This is a genomic window from Pseudomonas putida (assembly GCF_001636055.1).
GTDB lineage: Bacteria > Pseudomonadota > Gammaproteobacteria > Pseudomonadales > Pseudomonadaceae > Aquipseudomonas > Aquipseudomonas machongensis.
The window spans coordinates 1,544,394-1,561,680 of the sequence record NZ_CP011789.1 but is presented as its reverse complement, the minus strand read 5'-3'; the positions used below and the strand labels follow the sequence as shown (position 1 = coordinate 1,561,680).

Genomic DNA, 17,287 nt, shown 5'->3' with positions numbered 1-17,287 from the left:
TTGTCGATCAGAAGTCGTAGCTGAGCCGGGTGTAGTAGAACGCCCCTTCCGGTGCCGACGGCGCCAGGTAGCTGTACTGCTGGCCCGGGGTCTGGCGCAGGCGGGTGTTGAAGTCATCCGGCTTGCTGTCGAACAGGTTGTTGGCGCCTACCGAAACGCGCAGTTGCTTGGTGAACGCATAGTTGACGTCCAGGTCGGTGATCCACTGGGCCGAGAAGGTCTGGTCATACTGTGCGTTGGTCGCGGAGGCTGCGTACTTGCGGTACTCGCCGTAGCGGGTCTGGGTCAGGCTGACGGTCCATGGGCCGTAGGTGTGCGTGGCGCCAAGGATCAGCTTGTCCTCGGGATAGCCATGTTCGAGGAAGCCCTGGGCCTCGCGGGTCAGCACGTCGAAACCGAAGGGGTTGCCATGGATCTTCTCGATGGTGGTGCGCGCCTTGGTGTAGCCAGCGGTCAGCGCCAGGTCGCCATAGCGATCCAGGTTCAGGTTGTACTTGCCGACGATGTCCACGCCACGGGTACGGGTGTTGGCGGCGTTGGTCATGAACTGCGCCCAGCTGTACTGGCCGAAGCCTGCAGCGGTGAGGATGCGTTCGGCGTCCGGGCCGGAAATGCCGCCGCTGTAGAGCAGGCGGTCGCGGATATCGATCTGGTAGGCATCGATGGTCAGCGACGCCTGCTCGGTCGGGCGCAGCACCAGGCCCAGCGAGTAGTTGGTGGATTTTTCCGGCTTGAGCGACTGCGCGCCCAGGGCCTGGGCCGCCGGATGGTCGACCGGCAGGATGCGGGTCAGCACCGGATTGCCATTGACGTCGACGTTGGTGGTGGTGGTCCATGAGGTGCCGATCTGGCCCAGGGTCGGCGCACGGTAGGCGCTGTTGAGGGTGCCGCGCAGGCCGACCTGCGGAGTGAACTCGTAACGCGCCGAAAGCTTGCCGGTGGTAGCCGAACCGAAGTCTGAGTAATGCTCGCTGCGCCCGGCCAGGCCTACCTGGAATTTGTCGGTGACCTGGTTTTCCAAGCCGAAATACACCCCGCCCACCTCACGTTTGTAGGTGCCGGCATCGTCCGGCGTCAGGCCCGAAGCCTGCACCCCACCCACCTGCACCCCGTCGATGCCGCCGAACGAGTAGGAGCTGAAATCGCCCGGTTGCAGTTCGTACTGCTCGCGACGGTAGGCCACGCCCGCCGACACGGTCAGCGGATGGGTCGACCAGGCCACGCCCACGTCACGGGCGTAGTCGACGGCCAGGTTGGTCTGGCTGTTGATCAGCGTGGCAATGTCGAACTTGGTCGGGCTATTCACGCCATAGCTGGGGTTGAGCGTGTCGAACGCCACTTCGTCATGCTTGTCGCGGCCATAGGTGGCGCTGATGTCCAGGCGTCCGATGGCCTCGTCCTCGAAGCGCGAGCCGACGGTGACCGAGGCGTCCTCGTAGCGGAAGCGGTACTTGGGGATGGTGCCCTCGGGGTACAGCGCCTGCACGTTGTTGGGGTTGTCGCGCAACAGCGGCGGGGTGTTGTTGATCGACTTGTCCTGGCCATAGGTGGCGAAGCTGTACAGCCGCCACTGGTCGTTCAGGCCGACCTCGGCGTTGGCTGCCAGGTTGAACTTGTCGCGGCTGGCTCCGCCCCAACGGTGCTCCTGCAACTGGCCGTCGGCGACGTACTTGTCGCCGATGTCGGTGGGCTTGGCGTTGACGCCATTGAAGCTCAGGGTCAGGAAGCCGTCGCCCGGCAGACCCAGGCCATACCAGCCATCGACGTTCTTGCGAAAGCCGTCGCCCTGCCCGTACTTGCCCAGTTGCGTGTTGATCTGCCCGCCGCTGTCGCGCTCCTTGAGCACGATGTTGATCACCCCGGCCACTGCGTCCGAGCCGTACTGCGCCGAAGCGCCATCGCGCAGCACCTCGACATGGTCGATGGCGCTGATCGGGATCATGTCCAGGTCGACCGGCTGGGCACCAATGAACGGCACGCCACCGGAGATGTTCACCACCGCCGAGGCATGCCGGCGCTTGCCATTGACCAGCACCAGGGTCTGGTCCGGCGACAGGCCGCGCAGCGAGGCGCCCTTGGGGTTCTGGCCACGGGTGGCGCTCTGGTTCTGCGGGAAGTTGAACGAGGGCAGCAACTGGAACAGCGCCTGGTTCAAGGTGGTGGCGCCAGTCTTGACCAGCTCCTGGCTGTCGATCACATCGACCGGCGCGGCGCTGGTCAGCGCGGTGGCGTCGCTGCGCCGGGTGCCAAGGGCAATCACGCGGTCAAGGGTGGGTGCCGCAGCAGCGCTGGCTTGCCCGACCGGTCCGCTGGGCGCGCGCCGGGCGCTGGCGGCGGCGGTCTCGTCCTTGATGATGAAGGCGCCGCCCGGGCTGACCTGAAGCTGCAAGCCGGTACCGCGCAGCGCGGCGTCGATGGCTTGCTGGGTGGTCAGGTCGCCCTCCACCGCCGAGGACGAGAAGCGCTCGACCTCCGGGGTGAAGGAGATCACCTGGCCGCTCTGACGGCTGATGTCGAGCAGCACCTGGTCGAGCGGGCCGGACTTGATGTGGTAGGCCTGTACCGGCTCGGCGGCCTGGGCGGTGCTGATCAGCAGGCCGAGCAACGGGCCGAGGGCCAGGGCATTGCGCTTGAAGCGCGAGTGAGTAGCAGTGGTCTTCTTCTGGATACGGCGCACAACGATTCCCCCCAAGGAATCCATGACGCTGCCCCCCTCGGCAGCGTTTACAGCAGTGGTGTGGCGCGGGCGCGCAGAATCTTGCAGATCGATTGGTTATGTCGTTAGAACCTGGAAAAGGCCGCCCGCGATCCTGGTTCACACCGCCCCGATACTCAGCCAATACTCCCCATGCCGGCTCACGCGGATCGGCAAGGTCCGCGCCAGCGCCTCGAACACCAGCTCACTCTGGTCGAGCCGAAACAGCCCGCTCACGCGCAATCCGGCCACCGCAGGATCCAGGCGCAGCACGCCGCGTCGATAGGGCCGCAACGCATCGACCACCTCGCTCAACGGGCTGTCGCGCACTTCCAGCAGACCATCGACCCACGCCCCTTCGCCTGGCCGCAACAGCTCAACCGAGGCAATGCTCACCCGGTCGAAATTCACCGCATGCCCCTTGCGCAACTGCACCCGATCACCACCCTGGCTGCTGATCTCCAGCACCCCGGCCAGTGCGCAGACCCGGCACTGCCCGGCACGCTCTGCCACCAGCAAGCGCGCCGATCGCGCACTGACCGTACTGCCCTCGATACGCACCAGAAACGGCCGCGACTCATCGACCACGGTCAGCAATCCCTCGCCACCGCGCCATTCGAGCACACGCAGTTGGCTGTCGAAGCGCACGTCGGCCTGGCTCTGGGCGTTGAGCACCAACTGGCTGCCATCGGGCAGGCTCAAGGTCTGACGTTCACCCGTACTGGTGCTCAGATCAGCCCCCAGGTGCAGGCCAGACATCGGGTTGCCGATCAAGCCCGCACCCACCACCACACCGGCCCCGAGCAAGGCACGCTGGAGAAAACGCCGACGCCCCGAAGGCGCTGCCAGGGCGCGCTGCACCACCCGGCCGTCGACGCCCTGGCTACGCGGCACCTGGAACACCCCGAGAGTGTTCTCCAGGCGCTGGCACAGTTGCTCATGCCGCGGGTCGGCGCGACGCCAGGCCTGGAACGCCAGGTGATCACGCGCCTCGGCCTGGCCCGAACGCAGCAGCACCAGCCACTGGGTCGCCTGCTCGATCAGGTGTTGCTGCTCATCGGGGTCGCGCATGTCAGTCCAGGGAAAGTTTCAGGCAACGGTTGAAAGCCTTGGCCATGTAGTCGCTCACCGAGCGCTGGGAGATCCCCAGTTCAAGGGCGATCTGCGGATAGGTCAGGCCGTTGAGCTGCGACAGCAGGAAGGTCGCCTTGACCTTGGCCGGCAGGCCGTCGAGCAAGGTGTCGATGGCTTGCAACGCCTCGATCATCTGCGCATGAGCTTCGGGCGATGGCGCCAGATGGTCGTCATCCTCGAGCAAGGCATCAAGGTAGGCGCGCTCCAGGTCGCGGCGGCGCCACAGCTGGTACATCAGGCGCTGGGCGATGGTGGTCAGCAGCGCGCGCGGCTGGCGGATCGGCTCCGGGACCGGCGCACTGAGCAGTTGCACGAAGGTGTCGGCGGCGATGTCCTCGGCGGCACCGTCACCCAGGTGTCGGCGCAGGCGTCCGCACAGCCAGGGGTAGTGGCTGCGGAACAGACTGCCGACATATTCGCCATGAGGGTTTTCGCGACCGGACATGAGGCTTCCATCCAGGAGTGGATACAAAGAGGTCCGGTCGTCCGGTGAGCGCATCCTAGTCTGGCGGCTTATGCTTTAAAAATACTTAAAAGTGATTTTTATATTCCGTTTTCATTATTCGAGAGTGACTAAACCAAGCCGCTTCGCTTCGTGCTCGTAATCCAGCAGCACTTGGTAATCGTTCGTCGCGGCCGGTAGCACCCGATCGATGGCCAGGGCCTCGGCCACCGCCGGCAACTCGGCCAGGGCCTGGTTCATCGCGTGGCGAATCCACTCGGCCTCTTCGGCACTGCGCCAACCGGCAGTGATGTACGGCAGGCTCGGCCCCCAGGCGGTCTGGCCGAGGATGCGCAGGCCCTCGACCTCCTCACTGTGATCGCGCGCCAGGTAGCCGTAGGTGACGCTGTCGATGGCCGCCAGATCGCCTTGGCCCTCGCGCAGGGCGCGCATGCTGTTGCGGTGCCCACCGGTATGGCTGACCTGCGAGAAAAACCGCCCTTCACGCTGCAAGGGTGCCAGCGCGTGGCGCAGCAGATTCATGCCGGAGTTGGAGTCCGGGCCGTTGACCAGCCCGTGGCTGTCGAAGAACGCCGCCAGGTCCTGGCGCGGATCATCCTCGCGCACCAGCAGCAGGCTGCAGTGCTGACCTTCGCGCACATATGGCAGGCGATAGCGTGGCTGCCCGACCACTCGTACGTGCCCACGCAGCGCGGTCATCAACGGGTAGCCGCAGGTCTGGCTGAGCAGCAGTTGCGGCGAGCGCCAGACCTGCAGCAACGGCTGCGTACCCACCGCTTCACCCCGCGCATCGAGCAGCAACAGAATGCGTTGCAGCCAGGCCGCGCTGGCCTGGTTGATGCGCTCGGGGGCGACGTACATCGACAGGTCGACGAATCCCTGGGTCATGGCATGGCTCCTGTTCAGGCGAAGGGGTGACGTGGGCTGTCGATCGGCGCAAGGCCGTGGCGACGCAGCAGCGCCCCATAGCCCGGCACCAGGAAGTGCCCGCTGCGCAGCAGCCATTGCGCGCGGTGACGCTGGTAGACACGCGGGATGAAGTACCAGGGCAGGCCCGGAAGATCGTGGTGCACCAGGTGCAGGTTGTTGTTCAGGAACAGCAGCGACCAGAGGCGCCCAGCCTCGTTGATCACCGTGCGCTGCTCAGGCAGCGGGTGCGGCCGATGCTCGTAGAACGAACGCAGCATCGCCAGGCCAACGGCCGGCACGCTGACCAGGAACACGTAGTGCAGCACCGACAGTGCGCTGAACCGCGCAACCAACATCATCAGCAATACGCTGCACAGGCCGTGGGTCAACCACATCAGCCAGGCCTGGCGATCACCGCGCCCCAGCCGCGCCAGCTCCTTCCGGGCCAGCCCGAACAGACCCAGCGGCGCGCCGACCAGCACACGTCCGGGGACCGTCTTGCCCAGCCACAGCACCCCTCTGTGCCACCGGGTGCTGCGCTGCCAGTGCCGGTCGCTCAGGTAGCGGCTTTCAGGATCCAGGCCTGGCAAGGTGAGGTCGTGATCGCGGTGATGAATCAGGTGGCTGTCGCGATACAGGGTGTAGGGATACCAGAGGGCAAAGGGCGCGTAGCCGAGCAACTTGTTCAGCCAGGGAAAACGGGTCGGGTGCCCGTGCAGCAACTCGTGCTGCAACGACAGCCACAGCACCAGCAGCGGGATCAGCAACAGGGTGGTCGGCCACACGCCCAGCGCATGGCTGAGCGGCAGCAGCGCCGTCCAGCCGCCATAGACCATCGCCAGCAACAGCCAGGTCGGCCATTCGGTACGGCCGGTGAAAGTGCATTGAAGATGCTGCACGTCTTCGCGCTGGGCATCGTCGAGGTAATGGGGCATTGCGGCGTCCTGCGTGATCTCCGGTATAGGCTTGTGGCGTGACGCGGAGAAATCTTGCAGAACGATTGGTTATCAAAACCCCTTTCAACTAAATATTTGTCCATAAGGCAGGGCAAGCCGCCACCGCTTGCCCAAGTCGCTGCCGGATGGGTCAGACCTTGCCGTCGTCCATATCCTTGCCGTTGGCATCGATCGCCCGTGTCGACGGGTAGCGGTACGAGGCAAAGCGCACCACCAGGATCGCGAAGGCCAGCAGCAGGATGCCGCCACACACGTACAGCAAGCCAACATCCGGCGCCTTGTGGTGCGAGACATCGCCGATCAGCAAGCGTGTCAGCGCGGTGATCGCCACGTACAGCAGAAAGCGGATCGGCATGTGGTTGGTCTTGAAGTAGATCCCCACCATGGCTCCCAGCTCGAGGTAGATGAACAGCAGCAGGATGTCATCGACGCTGATGCCACCCTTCTCCAGCATCTCGATGAAGGTCGCCACGGCGGCATAGGCCGTGATCGCACCGATGCCGAACAGGGCCAGGTAATGGAACGACTCGACGAACAGATTTCCCAATGCGTCGGCGGGCGCATGCAGGCCCTTGCGCAGCTTTTCTGGCCATTTGGATTTCACGATGCAGGATTCCTCGATACGACATGAAGGATGATGCGCCACCGATGTGACGCTTGTGACATGCAGTTAAAGGGCCAGGCCCTGTACTTGGAAGGCGACCGATTGCCGCAAGGCACCTATGGGCTAGGCTTCGGCGAGAGCATCGGGGCAAATCAGAACGCCACTATCCGATTGCCAAAGAATCCGCTATGCTCGACACTGTATAAAGATACAGTTGTCGTCCAACCCACATACACAAAAGGCACAGAGGTGATGAATGGCCGTCGAAGTGGTGTACCGCAGCAGCCGCGACCCGGAGCGCTTGTTCATGGATAAGGCCGAAGCAGACCGTCACGACAAGATGCTCGAGCTGGCCGAACGGCTGGCCGAAGTACTGCAAAAGGCCGTGCCGTCGCTGAGCGAGCAGCAAGTCGAAGAAGCGGGCATCTACATGGCCAAAAACCGCGACGTGTTCGCCCGGGCATTCAAGAGCCAGCCCGATGCGCTGGCTGAACTGCTCGAAGGCGAGGCAGCGGAATAAGGCACCTGCCGCAGCGTCTGCGGCTCCTGTACATCGGGGCGTGGATGCTGGAGCCAGCGCTCGCTCAACCGTACAACAGCCGCTCCGCCAGCATCTGCGCCACACGCGCAGGCGAGCGCTTCTCGGCCTGGGCATGGGCGAATACCTCGGTCAGACGCGTAGGGATACGCGCCAGATGCGCGGTGATGGTGCTCAGGTCAGCGCCTCGGTGAGTCAACGCCACGTAGATCAGCCCACCGGCATTGATCACGTAGTCCGGGGCATACAGAATCCCGCGGCTCTCGAGCTGATCGGCCACCTGCAAGGTGGTCAACTGATGATTGGCGGCGCCGGCCACCGCCGCGCAACGCAACTTCATCACGCTCTGGCCGTTGAGCACCGGCCCTACCCCACAGGGCGCGAAGATATCGCAGGGCGTGCTGATCAGCGCATCGTTGGTCACCGGATGTGCCCCGAACTGCTCCACCGCCAGCCTCACCCGCCCCGGGTCGAGGTCGCTGACCAGCAACTCCGCCCCTGCCGCATGCAACTGCTCGGCCAGTGCATAACCCACATTGCCCAGCCCTTGCACTGCCACGCGCAACCCTTCGAGATTGTCGCTACCCAGCCGTGCCATCGAGGTGGCGCGAATACCGGCGAACACGCCCATGGCCGCGTGCGGCGAGGGATCGCCCGAGGCGGTGGTGCTGATGACATGAGGGGTGGACTGGGCGATGCAGTCCATGTCCAGCGTCGAGGTGCCGCTGTCCACGGCAGTGATGAAACGCCCTTGCAGGCTGTCGACGAAACGCCCGAACGCCTCGAACAGCGCCGCGCGGTTTTCCACATGGGGGTTGCGCACGATCACCGCCTTGCCACCGCCCATCGCCAGCCCGGCCAGGGCAGCCTTGTAGCTCATGCCTTGGGCCAGATGAATGGCATCGCTCATCGCACTTTCATCGTCGGCGTACGGCAGGTAGCGACAGCCCCCCATGGCTGGCCCCAATTGCTCGCTATGAATCGCCACCACGGCTTTCAAGCCAGTGGCGGGGTCGTTCCACAGGTGCAGGGACTGGGTACGGGTGCTTTGCATGAGCGCGAACATCGACGGGCTCCCCACAAGGTGCTCACATCAGTATAGGCAGCCGGCGACTGTCCAGGGCCTGGGCGGACCACTGGACGAATCGGTGCGCCGGGGCTAAAAATCTAGTGTGTGTGGAGAAGTCCGATGAACCCACGTAAAGCCTGCCTGGCCTGCCTCGACCGCATTCCGGTCGCCCTGTTGGAAGCCACCCTCTGGATCGCCGCCGAGCATGATCGCGAGGTTGATCCCGCCGCCTGTCTTGCGCAATTGCACGACCTGCATCGGGAAATCAACGCGCGCCTGCCAATGCTGCCCGTCAGCGAGCTCGCCCAGCCACTGCTGCGTCAACTCAACGCCCTGGGTTTCCAGCAGGACGAATACCACCCGCTACGTCCGCAAGCGGCGCTGATGGACAAGGTGCTGCAGCGCCGTCGAGGCCAGCCGCTGCTGCTGGCGATCCTCGCACTGGAGATGGCCCAACGCCTGTCGATCCCACTGGAGGGGGTGAACTTCCCTGGCCACTTCCTGTTGCGCGTACCGGGCGCCGATCACCTGCTCGACCCCTGCGGCGGTCGACGCCTGTACCCCGCGGATTGCCGCGAACTGCTCAACCGCCAGTACGGCCCGCACATGACCCTGACTGCCGAACACCTGCACAGCGCCAGCCCGATGCAGATGCTGCAGCGCCTGTCGCGCAACCTGCGCCAACTGCACAGCAGCAACGACAACGACCTGGCTGCGCTGATCGATGCAGAACGGGTGATGCAACTGGGGCCAGTGCAGGTCTCCGACTACTTGGCCCGCGCCACCCTCTACCAGCACCTGGACTGCCCCCAGGCCGAACGCTTTGACCTGGAGCACGCACTGCTGTTGAGCGACGATCCGGTGCAACGCCTCAAACTGGGCGAGCGCCTCGCCCAACTGCCTTCTACAAACCGTTCAATCCACTAGCGCATCGGCCTGCTTGCCCGGCGCACGCACCTGGCTGATCAGCAGCGCCGCGATCACTGCCGGAATCGCACAGAAGAAGAAAATCCACTCCACCGGCATGTGCATGGCCAGCAGCAGGCTGCCGAACAACGGCCCGAGGATCGAACCGAAGCGCCCGACGCCCAGCGCCCAGCCGGCGCCGGTCGCACGAACCTGAGCCGGGTAGAAGTTGCTGACGAAGGCATTGAGTGTCAGTTGTCCGCCGATGATGCAGAAACCTGCAGCGAACACGCTCGGCACCAGCCAGCGCGGATCGGCGTGGTTCAACCCGACCAGCACGCTGAAGACCGCAGCGCCCACCAGGACCGCCGCCAGTAACCTGGCCTTGTTGGCCATGCGATCGGCGCACCAGGCCAGGCAGATCGCGCCGAAGGTCCCGGCAAACAGGAACAGCGAAGTCACCAGGTTGGCTTGCTTGAGCGCCAGCCCGCTCTCCAGCAACAGCGACGGCAGCCAACTGATCATGAAATACAGCAGGATCAGGCTGACGAAGAAGGTCCCCCAGATGAGCAGCGTCGGCCGGGCGAAGCCATCGCGGAACAAGCCCAATACGGTCAGTTTGTCTGCCGCCGGCTCATCCACTGCACGCTGTGCCGCAGGCACTTGCCAGCCGGGTAGCACGCGCGCTGCCAGGCGTTGCAGACGGGCGTAGGGAGGTGCATCACGCAACAGCCGGGGCAAGGACTCGGGCAGGAACATCACCAGGAAGGGAAACAACAGCAGCGGCGCCACGCCACCGGCCAGAAACACCGCCTCCCAACCGAACCTGTCGATGAAGCCTGCCGCGACGAAGCCACCCGCCGCGCCGCCGAGGGAGAAACCGCAGGCCGCGAGGGTCACCATCAAGGTGCGCAGGCGCGGCGGCGCATAGTCGGCCATCAGCGCCATTGCACTGGGCATCGCCCCGCCCATGCCGATACCGCACAAAAAGCGCGCCAGCATCAGGCTGTTCAACGAGGTGGAAAACACCATCAGCAGGGTCAGGCTCGCGTACAGCAGCACGCACCAGAGCAGCACCCTGCGCACGCCGAAGCGATCGGCCAGTGGGGTGACGGCGAGCGAGCCCAGTGTCAGCCCCAGCAGGTTGGCGCTGAACACCGGTCCGAACGCCGCCTTCTCCAGGCCCCAGTCCTGGGCCAGGGCCGGAATCACGTAACCCAGCACCTGGGCGTCATAACCGTCGGTCACCAACAACAGGATCAGCAGCGCCAGCAGGCGCCATTGGTAGGAAGACACAGGACGCCCATCGAGGGCCGCGCGAAAGCTGGCTATCTGGTTGTGCATCGCAAGGTACCGGGTTGTTTTTGTTGTAGGGGTGCGAAGCAGCGTCGGCGCAGTGGGAACGGGATTGCCCGCAAAAAGGCCGACGCCGTGCTCAGGGCGTATCCGGCTGGTTCGCCGGGTGCGCTTTGACGAAGGCTGGATGCTGCCCAGCCAGGGCGGCGACCCTACGAATACGCGGGTAGTCGTCCAGATCCACATTGAACCGTTCGGCCGCGTACAACTGCGGCATCAGGTACACATCCGCCAGCCCCGGCGTATCGCCAAAGCAGAAACCCTGGTCGCCGATCAGTTGCTCCACTGCCGCCAGCCCCTGGCCAATCCAGTGGGCGATCCACTGGTTGACCTGGGTTTCATCGTGCCCCAGCTGACGCAACTGGTTGAGCACGCTGACGTTGTGCAGTGGATGCACGTCGCAACCGATGATCGCCGCGACCCCACGCACCTGTGCCCGAGCGTCCTCGCCCTGGGGCAAAAGCGGCGTGTCGGGGAAGCGCTCTTCCAGGTACTCGATGATCGCCAGCGACTGCACCAGCAATTCGCCGCTGTCCGTGCGCAGCGCGGGCACCCGCCCCTGGGGGTTGAGCGCCAGGTAGTCCGCAGCACGGTGCTCGCCCTTGAGCAGGTTGACCGGCCGGGCCTGATAATCCAGGCCCTTGAGCGCCAAGGCGATGCGCACCCGGTAAGAGGAGGTGGAACGGAAGTAGGTGAACAGCTCCATCGCCCTGCCCCCTCAGTTGGCCCCGACCACCGTGCCACGGCATTCGCCGAAACCGATGCTGGCAACGCCATCGCGCACGCAACGCGCACGCAGGATGATTTCGTCGCCGTCCTCGAGGAACGTGCGCACCTCACCACTGGCCAGTTGCACCGGTTGCTTGCCGCCTTCGGTGATCTCCAACAGGCTGCCGAACGAACCCGGCACAGCCCCGGACAGCGTGCCCGAGCCGAACAGGTCACCGGCTTGCAACTGGCAACCGTTGACACTGTGGTGCGCCACCATCTGTGCCACGGTCCAGTACATGCTGCGGGTATTGCTCAGGGTGAGGCGGTGCGCCGGCAGGCCCTCATCACGCATGCGCTCGGTCAGCAACAGCACTTCCAGTTCGATGTCGAAGGCGCCGGCGGCCTGGTCACGATTGTCTAGCAGGTAAGACAAGGGCTGCGGATCGCCTTCCGGGCGAGCGGGTTGCGCACAGCGGAACGGCTCCAGCGCCTCGGCGGTTACCACCCACGGCGAGACGCTGGTGATGAAGCTCTTGGACAGGAACGGCCCCAGCGGCTGGTACTCCCAGGCCTGGATATCACGCGCCGACCAGTCGTTGAGCAGGCAGAAGCCGGCCACGTGCTCGGCTGCATCACCGATCGCGATCGGCTGCCCCATGTCATTGCCCTGACCGATCCAGATACCCAGCTCCAGCTCGTAGTCCAGCCGCGCACACGGGCCGAAACTCGGCTCGGTCTGCCCGGCCGGGAGCTTCTGGCCCTTGGGGCGGCGCACATCGGTGCCGGACGGGCGCAAGGTCGAGGCGCGGCCGTGGTAGGCGATCGGCACGTGCTTGTAGTTGGGCAGCAGCGGATTGTCTGGGCGGAACAGCTTGCCGACGTTCCTGGCGTGCTCGATACCGACGTAGAAGTCCGTGTAGTCACCGACCCGGGCCGGCAGGTGCAGGGTGCATTCGCCAGCCGAATGCAACGCCGCTTGCAACACGGCCCGATGCTCGCTGTGCTCGCCGAGCAGAACCTGCAAGCGCTCACGCAGGGCCACCCGGGCGGGGCGGCCGAGGGCGAAGAAGGCGTTCAGGGCGCCGCCGCGGGTAGCCTCGACAGCAGCCTTGGCCGCGCCCTCGAACACACCGGCGGCGAGTGCGGCCTCCAGGTCGAGGATGGCGTCGCCGATGGCCACGCCGCAGCGTGGTGCCTGGCCCGGGCGACTGAAGATGCCCAGCGGCAGGTTCTGCAGCGGGAAGTCGCGGTGCCCGTTGGCGTGTTCGACCCAGCTACGGGCAATGGCGGTCTGGTTCATCGGTCATCTCCGGTTCGGATTGAAGGTGCTTGGCAGCGTTGCCCAGCAACTGTCGTAGTCGGCCTGCAATTGCGGGCTCTCGAGGGCCTGCTGGCTCGGACGCAGCACCTGGCTGGTCTCGAACATGAAGGCCATGGTGTGGTCGATCTTGTGCGGCGCCAGCTCGGCGGCGATCGCCTTGTCGCAGGTTTCGGCGTCTGGCCCGTGGGCGCTCATCACCCCATGCAGCGACGCGCCCCCCGGCAGGAAGCCCTCGGCCTTGGCATCGTAGGCGCCGTCGATCAGGCCCATGAACTCGTTCATCAAGTTGCGGTGGAACCACGGGGGACGGAAGGTGTTCTCGGCCACCATCCAGCGCGGCGGGAAGATCACGAAGTCCATGTTGGCCAGGCCGTGCACGCTGGTGGGCGAGGTCAGCACGGTGAAGATCGAGGGATCCGGATGGTCGAAGCTGACCGTGCCGAGGGTGTTGAAGCGGCGCAGGTCGTACTTGTAAGGCACATTGCTGCCGTGCCAGGCCACCACGTCCAGCGGCGAATGCTGCAGTTGGCAGGCCCAGTGCTCGCCAAGGAACTTCTGCACCAACTGCACCGGGCCATGGGTTTCTTCGTAGTGCGCGACCGGGGTGAGGAAGTCGCGCGGGTTGGCCAGGCCATTGCTGCCGATCGGCCCGAGGTCAGGGAGGCGTAGCGGCGCGCCGTGGTTCTCGGCGATGTAGCCGCGTGCCTGGCCATCAGGCAGCTCGACGCGGAACTTCATACCGCGCGGAATCACCGCGATCTCCTGCGGCCCGACCTGCAGCACGCCCAGTTCGGTGGCAATGCGCAGTCGCCCCTGCTGTGGCACCAGCAGCAACTCGCCGTCGGCATTGAAGAACACCCGCTCCATGGAGCGATTGGCGCCGTAGATATAGATGCTCACCCCGGCCGGTTTGTCAGCGGCCGCATTGGCCACCATGGGCAACCAGCCCTCGATGAAGTCGGTCGGGACCGACGGGATTGGCTGCGGGTTCCAGCGCAGGCGATTGGGGTTCGCCGCAGCGAGCGGGCCGGCCAGGGGCTGACGCGCCAGGCGCTCGAAGCGCGGGTGCAGCGCAGAGGGGCGGATACGGTACAGCCAGGTACGCCTCAGTTCGCTGCGCGCCATGGTGAAGGCGGTGCCCGACAGCAACTCGGCGTACAGCCCATAGGGTGCTTTCTGTGGAGAGTTCTGCCCGACCGGCAGCGCACCGGGCAAGGCTTCGCTGGCGAATTCGTTGCCGAAGCCGCTCAGGTAGCTGAGTTCGGGGGAGGTGTCGCGGGTCATCGGGGTCTCCAGGCTCGGTGGAGCCATTGATAGCAGAGAGCTGCAGCCCCGAATCGGCTGATGGACCGACCACTGCCAGGGGACACACAGCACATCTGAATTTATATTTATCGTAATCCGATTACGAATAACGTAATTTGCTCGGCAAGAGGCGTCAAGCTATAAAGTCGGCCAGAATGAATCCCGGAAGCGTCTTACGATGTCCAGAGACAAAACTGCAGCTGACAACAGCAAACAGAAGGTCCGTTCCGCTGAAGTCGGCACCGACATCCTCAAGGCGCTGGCCGAACTGTCGCCCTCCACCTCACTGTCGCGCCTGGCCGAACATGTGCAGATGCCCGCCAGCAAGGTCCATCGCTACCTGCAGGCCTTGATCGCCAGCGGTTTCGCCGAGCAGGATGCTGCGACCAATCACTACGGGCTCGGGCGCGAAGCCTTGCGCGTGGGGATGGCGGCGCTGGGCAGCATCGATGTGCTGAAGGTCGCGGCCCTGCCGCTGTCGCAACTGCGCGACGCGCTCAACGAGAGCTGCTTCATCGCCGTGTGGGGTAACCAGGGCGCAACCGTGGTGAACATCGAGCCTGCAGTGCGCGCCGTGACGGTAGTGACCCAGATCGGCTCGGTGCTGCCACTGCTGAGTTCATCCACCGGGCTGGTATTCGCCGCTCACCTGCCAGAGCGGGAAACCATCGAGTTGCGCGACCGCGAACTGGCCGCACGGGGGCAACAGGTCGAGCACTACGTGGACCTGTTCACGCAGATCCGCACACGCGGCCTGCACCATGTTCACGGTTTGCTGATGCCGGGGGTGGATGCGTTGTCGGCGCCGGTGTTCAACGCCATGGGCCAGATTGCAGCGGTGATGACGGTCGTTGGCCCGACGTCGATCTTCCATGCCGATGAAGATGGCCCGGCCGCCCGGCAATTGCTGAGCGCGGCGCGCACCGTCAGTTGGCGGATGGGCTACGAAGCCTGAGATGGAACGGGGTTTCACGGCCCTGCACTGTCGTGATGCGGCCTGACTGTTTTTGGCGCACTTTTACCCGAAACGTAAAGGTGAATGTCACCCAGGGCTATTTTTCCCGTGGGATCAGCGGCTTATTCTGTTTTCACTGGCTGGCGCGAAAGGCACTCCCCCGTCGTTCGGGCCGCCACGTGTGAACGACGTTGATTTTGAAGCTCCTTGATCTGACGTCTCGATTGGCCGCTGCCGATGCAGCGGCCTTTTTTTTGCGCTCGAAACCCACTATCCCAGCGGGTGCTTCTGCAGATTCGCCATCATCTGCTGCAAAGCCTGCAACGTATCCTGCGGATGAGTCGCCCCCTCGAAGTCGCCGATCTGCGCCCAATGCTCGGCTACCTGTTCCGGCGTGAACCCGCCATTGGGGTCGAATCCAACGCCAAGGCTTCGCTCCCATCGGACCTTGCCGACCCAGCCACCGCCCACTTCATACAACTGCCCCGTGTCCTGGCACTGCTCGCTGCCCAGGTACACCACCACCGGGCTGATCAGCTCAGGCTTGAGACGTTCGAACACCTGCGGCGGGATCAGGCCTTCTGTCATGCGCGTGCCCCCTGTGGGCGCGATGGCGTTGACCAGAATCCCATGCTTGCGGCCTTCGATGGCCAGGGTGCGGGTCAGCCCATAGAGGCCGAGCTTGGCCATGCCATAGTTGGCCTGGCCGAAATTGCCGTAGATGCCGGACGTGGAGGCGGTGAAGATCACCCGTCCCCAGTTCTGCTCGCGCAGGTGCGACCAGGCGGCGCGGGTCACCTTGTAGGCGCCTTCGACATGGACCCGGTAGACCTGGTCCCAATCGGCGTCCTCCATCTTGTGGAAGGTCTTGTCGCGCAGGATGCCGGCGTTGTTCACCAGCACATCGACCCGCCCGAAACTGTCCAGCGCCTGCTCGACGATACGCGCCCCCTCGGCCACCGAATCGTGGTTGGCCACCGCGGTACCGCCTGCGGCGCGAATCTCCTCCACCACCCGGTCGGCCGCCGATGCGCTGGCGCCTTCGCCATGGGTCGAGCCGCCCAGGTCGTTGACCACCACACGTGCACCACGGGCCGCGAACAGCAGCGCGTGGGCCCGGCCCAGGCCACCGCCGGCCCCCGTGACGATCACTACGCGGTCTTGCAGATTTACCGGCTCGCTCATGCTCAAGGCTCCAGGCAAGAATTGGGATACCTGGAGTGTCCGCCAGCCATCGGCAGCGGACAATCAAGCGCAGTGACGCTGAATGGCAGGCGATAACACAAGGCGATGATCGCCGCGTTCAGGACCAGGCAACCCGCTGCGGTATATAGCTCAGGGGCTGCTCGCGAAACGCCAGGTAATGACGCAGCACCTGCACCGGCGCTTCGGTGTGCGGATAGTGGCCGATCCCCTGCAACACCACGGTATCGGGGTCAGGCACCAGTTGCCGGTAGCGCTCGACCATGTGCGCCCCCGACAGCGGATCCACCGCGCCATTGATCAGGCGCAACGGCACGCCCTCCGTCTGCAGTGCACCAATCCAGCGTTGCCGCTGTGCCTGACGCTCCGGCACATAGGCCATCAACTTGTGCAGGATGCGCGTCCCGCGGTTTGACACCATCAGGCTCCAGCAATCGTCCAGCGCGCTTTCGCTGGGGTGGGTGCAAGGGCCGTAGACCTGGCTGACATTGCGCACCAGATCATCCCGCCCGAACGAACGCGCCACCAGCCAGCCCAGCGGGCTGAGCAGCAGCTTCTGCACCAGCAGCAACGGACACAGCTCGGGGAACAGCGCGCTGTTGAGAAACGCGCAACTGGCAATGTCGGCACGCCCTTCGTGATGGCGCGCGAGCAACTCCTGGGCGACGCTGCCACCGTAGTCGTGGGCCAGCAGGTGCACCGGCTGTTCGATTCTCAGGTGGTCAAGCAGCGCCTGTTGCAGATCGGCCTGCTCCATCAGGCTGTACTCGTGGTCGGCAGGCTTGGCCGAATCGCCGAAGCCGAGCATGTCGCAGGCCACGACGCGAAAGCGCTGCGCCAAGGGTGCCCACAGGTAGTGCCAGTCCCAGCTGGCGGTAGGGAAGCCATGTAACAGCAGCAAGGGCTCTCCTTGCCCTGCTGTCCAGTAACGGATGCTCTGGCCCCGGAAGGAAAAACTCTGTCCCCGGGTACGCCAGACGCACAATGGAATTTCGGCCAAAGGCATCGGAATCGTCCCGCTGATTAGGTGTTGACGGTATAGGGCAAGGCTGCGCTCATTGTATGTCACCTCGGCACTTGCATGTGCTCTCTATGTCGAGGCTGAGTCTAGTCAGCGCCTTGAATGGCGGAACTTACCTTGGCAGCCAGCTTGATGACCTTG

16 protein-coding genes are annotated in these 17,287 nt (G+C 64.7%); 3 read left to right on the top strand and 13 right to left on the bottom strand.

Annotated elements, in window-relative coordinates:
• Positions 1–7: 7 nt before the first annotated feature.
• The 6 genes from AB688_RS07160 to AB688_RS07135 all read right to left on the bottom strand — a co-directional run bounded on the left by AB688_RS07160 (position 8) and on the right by AB688_RS07135 (position 6,761).
• Positions 8–2,677: a TonB-dependent receptor domain-containing protein gene (locus tag AB688_RS07160; protein WP_419555262.1), complete on the bottom strand. Its 2,670-nt coding sequence runs from the start codon at positions 2,675–2,677 to the stop codon at positions 8–10.
• 138 nt (positions 2,678–2,815) lie between these two features.
• The gene (locus AB688_RS07155; protein WP_063543103.1) at positions 2,816–3,766 is read right to left on the bottom strand and encodes a DUF4880 domain-containing protein; all 951 of its coding nucleotides are present in this window, start codon (positions 3,764–3,766) and stop codon (positions 2,816–2,818) included.
• Position 3,767: 1 nt separating this feature from the next.
• Positions 3,768–4,274: a sigma-70 family RNA polymerase sigma factor gene (locus AB688_RS07150; protein ID WP_054893502.1), complete on the bottom strand. Its 507-nt coding sequence runs from the start codon at positions 4,272–4,274 to the stop codon at positions 3,768–3,770.
• A gap of 114 nt (positions 4,275–4,388) precedes the next feature.
• The gene (locus AB688_RS07145) at positions 4,389–5,180 is read right to left on the bottom strand and encodes a phosphate/phosphite/phosphonate ABC transporter substrate-binding protein (protein ID WP_063543101.1); all 792 of its coding nucleotides are present in this window, start codon (positions 5,178–5,180) and stop codon (positions 4,389–4,391) included.
• A 14-nt stretch (positions 5,181–5,194) separates the two neighbouring features.
• Complete coding sequence (locus AB688_RS07140) at positions 5,195–6,136, bottom strand: fatty acid desaturase (RefSeq protein WP_063543099.1); 942 nt, start codon at positions 6,134–6,136, stop codon at positions 5,195–5,197.
• A gap of 151 nt (positions 6,137–6,287) precedes the next feature.
• Positions 6,288–6,761, bottom strand: coding sequence for a phosphate-starvation-inducible protein PsiE (locus tag AB688_RS07135; RefSeq protein ID WP_054893505.1), 474 nt, complete (start codon positions 6,759–6,761; stop codon positions 6,288–6,290).
• 256 nt (positions 6,762–7,017) lie between these two features.
• On the opposite strand from AB688_RS07135, the gene AB688_RS07130 reads away from it, so the two are divergent.
• Positions 7,018–7,281, top strand: coding sequence for a YebG family protein (locus tag AB688_RS07130; RefSeq protein ID WP_054893506.1), 264 nt, complete (start codon positions 7,018–7,020; stop codon positions 7,279–7,281).
• A gap of 64 nt (positions 7,282–7,345) precedes the next feature.
• On the opposite strand, the gene AB688_RS07125 is transcribed toward AB688_RS07130, so the two are convergent.
• Positions 7,346–8,365, bottom strand: a complete 1,020-nt coding sequence (locus AB688_RS07125; RefSeq protein WP_063543097.1) for a Leu/Phe/Val dehydrogenase — start codon at positions 8,363–8,365, stop codon at positions 7,346–7,348.
• A 123-nt stretch (positions 8,366–8,488) separates the two neighbouring features.
• On the opposite strand from AB688_RS07125, the gene AB688_RS07120 reads away from it, so the two are divergent.
• Positions 8,489–9,295: a SirB1 family protein gene (locus tag AB688_RS07120; RefSeq protein ID WP_063543095.1), complete on the top strand. Its 807-nt coding sequence runs from the start codon at positions 8,489–8,491 to the stop codon at positions 9,293–9,295.
• On the opposite strand, the gene AB688_RS07115 is transcribed toward AB688_RS07120, so the two are convergent.
• From AB688_RS07115 to hmgA, 4 genes are all read right to left on the bottom strand, one after another.
• Entirely contained in the window at positions 9,284–10,618 is a 1,335-nt protein-coding gene (locus AB688_RS07115) for an MFS transporter (protein WP_063543093.1), read from the bottom strand. The genes AB688_RS07120 and AB688_RS07115 overlap by 12 nt on opposite strands.
• Positions 10,619–10,709: 91 nt before the next feature.
• Positions 10,710–11,336: a maleylacetoacetate isomerase gene (gene maiA / locus AB688_RS07110; RefSeq protein WP_063543091.1), complete on the bottom strand. Its 627-nt coding sequence runs from the start codon at positions 11,334–11,336 to the stop codon at positions 10,710–10,712.
• Between the two features lie 12 nt (positions 11,337–11,348).
• Entirely contained in the window at positions 11,349–12,641 is a 1,293-nt protein-coding gene (gene fahA / locus AB688_RS07105) for a fumarylacetoacetase (protein WP_063543089.1), read from the bottom strand.
• Between the two features lie 3 nt (positions 12,642–12,644).
• Positions 12,645–13,946, bottom strand: a complete 1,302-nt coding sequence (gene hmgA, locus AB688_RS07100; RefSeq protein WP_063543087.1) for a homogentisate 1,2-dioxygenase — start codon at positions 13,944–13,946, stop codon at positions 12,645–12,647.
• A gap of 199 nt (positions 13,947–14,145) precedes the next feature.
• On the opposite strand from hmgA, the gene AB688_RS07095 reads away from it, so the two are divergent.
• The gene (locus tag AB688_RS07095; protein ID WP_054893513.1) at positions 14,146–14,922 is read left to right on the top strand and encodes an IclR family transcriptional regulator; all 777 of its coding nucleotides are present in this window, start codon (positions 14,146–14,148) and stop codon (positions 14,920–14,922) included.
• Between the two features lie 270 nt (positions 14,923–15,192).
• Here AB688_RS07095 and AB688_RS07090 read toward each other — a convergent pair whose 3' ends face one another.
• Positions 15,193–16,107, bottom strand: coding sequence for an SDR family oxidoreductase (locus tag AB688_RS07090; protein ID WP_063543085.1), 915 nt, complete (start codon positions 16,105–16,107; stop codon positions 15,193–15,195).
• Between the two features lie 118 nt (positions 16,108–16,225).
• Positions 16,226–17,131 (bottom strand): alpha/beta fold hydrolase, encoded by a 906-nt coding sequence (locus tag AB688_RS07085; RefSeq protein ID WP_063543083.1) that lies wholly within the window; start codon positions 17,129–17,131, stop codon positions 16,226–16,228.
• Positions 17,132–17,287: the final 156 nt, after the last annotated feature.

What these genes read in the sequence shown, in the direction of transcription:
- AB688_RS07155 (WP_063543103.1), bottom strand. Translation starts at nt 3,766, where the DNA reads ATGCGCGACCCCGATGAGCAGCAACACCTGATCGAGCAGGCGACCCAG.
- AB688_RS07150 (WP_054893502.1), bottom strand. Translation starts at nt 4,274, where the DNA reads ATGTCCGGTCGCGAAAACCCTCATGGCGAATATGTCGGCAGTCTGTTC.
- AB688_RS07145 (WP_063543101.1), bottom strand. Translation starts at nt 5,180, where the DNA reads ATGACCCAGGGATTCGTCGACCTGTCGATGTACGTCGCCCCCGAGCGC.
- AB688_RS07140 (WP_063543099.1), bottom strand. Translation starts at nt 6,136, where the DNA reads ATGCCCCATTACCTCGACGATGCCCAGCGCGAAGACGTGCAGCATCTT.
- AB688_RS07130 (WP_054893506.1), top strand. Translation starts at nt 7,018, where the DNA reads ATGGCCGTCGAAGTGGTGTACCGCAGCAGCCGCGACCCGGAGCGCTTG.
- AB688_RS07125 (WP_063543097.1), bottom strand. Translation starts at nt 8,365, where the DNA reads ATGTTCGCGCTCATGCAAAGCACCCGTACCCAGTCCCTGCACCTGTGG.
- AB688_RS07120 (WP_063543095.1), top strand. Translation starts at nt 8,489, where the DNA reads ATGAACCCACGTAAAGCCTGCCTGGCCTGCCTCGACCGCATTCCGGTC.
- AB688_RS07115 (WP_063543093.1), bottom strand. Translation starts at nt 10,618, where the DNA reads ATGCACAACCAGATAGCCAGCTTTCGCGCGGCCCTCGATGGGCGTCCT.
- maiA (WP_063543091.1), bottom strand. Translation starts at nt 11,336, where the DNA reads ATGGAGCTGTTCACCTACTTCCGTTCCACCTCCTCTTACCGGGTGCGC.
- fahA (WP_063543089.1), bottom strand. Translation starts at nt 12,641, where the DNA reads ATGAACCAGACCGCCATTGCCCGTAGCTGGGTCGAACACGCCAACGGG.
- hmgA (WP_063543087.1), bottom strand. Translation starts at nt 13,946, where the DNA reads ATGACCCGCGACACCTCCCCCGAACTCAGCTACCTGAGCGGCTTCGGC.
- AB688_RS07095 (WP_054893513.1), top strand. Translation starts at nt 14,146, where the DNA reads ATGTCCAGAGACAAAACTGCAGCTGACAACAGCAAACAGAAGGTCCGT.
- AB688_RS07090 (WP_063543085.1), bottom strand. Translation starts at nt 16,107, where the DNA reads ATGAGCGAGCCGGTAAATCTGCAAGACCGCGTAGTGATCGTCACGGGG.
- AB688_RS07085 (WP_063543083.1), bottom strand. Translation starts at nt 17,131, where the DNA reads ATGCCTTTGGCCGAAATTCCATTGTGCGTCTGGCGTACCCGGGGACAG.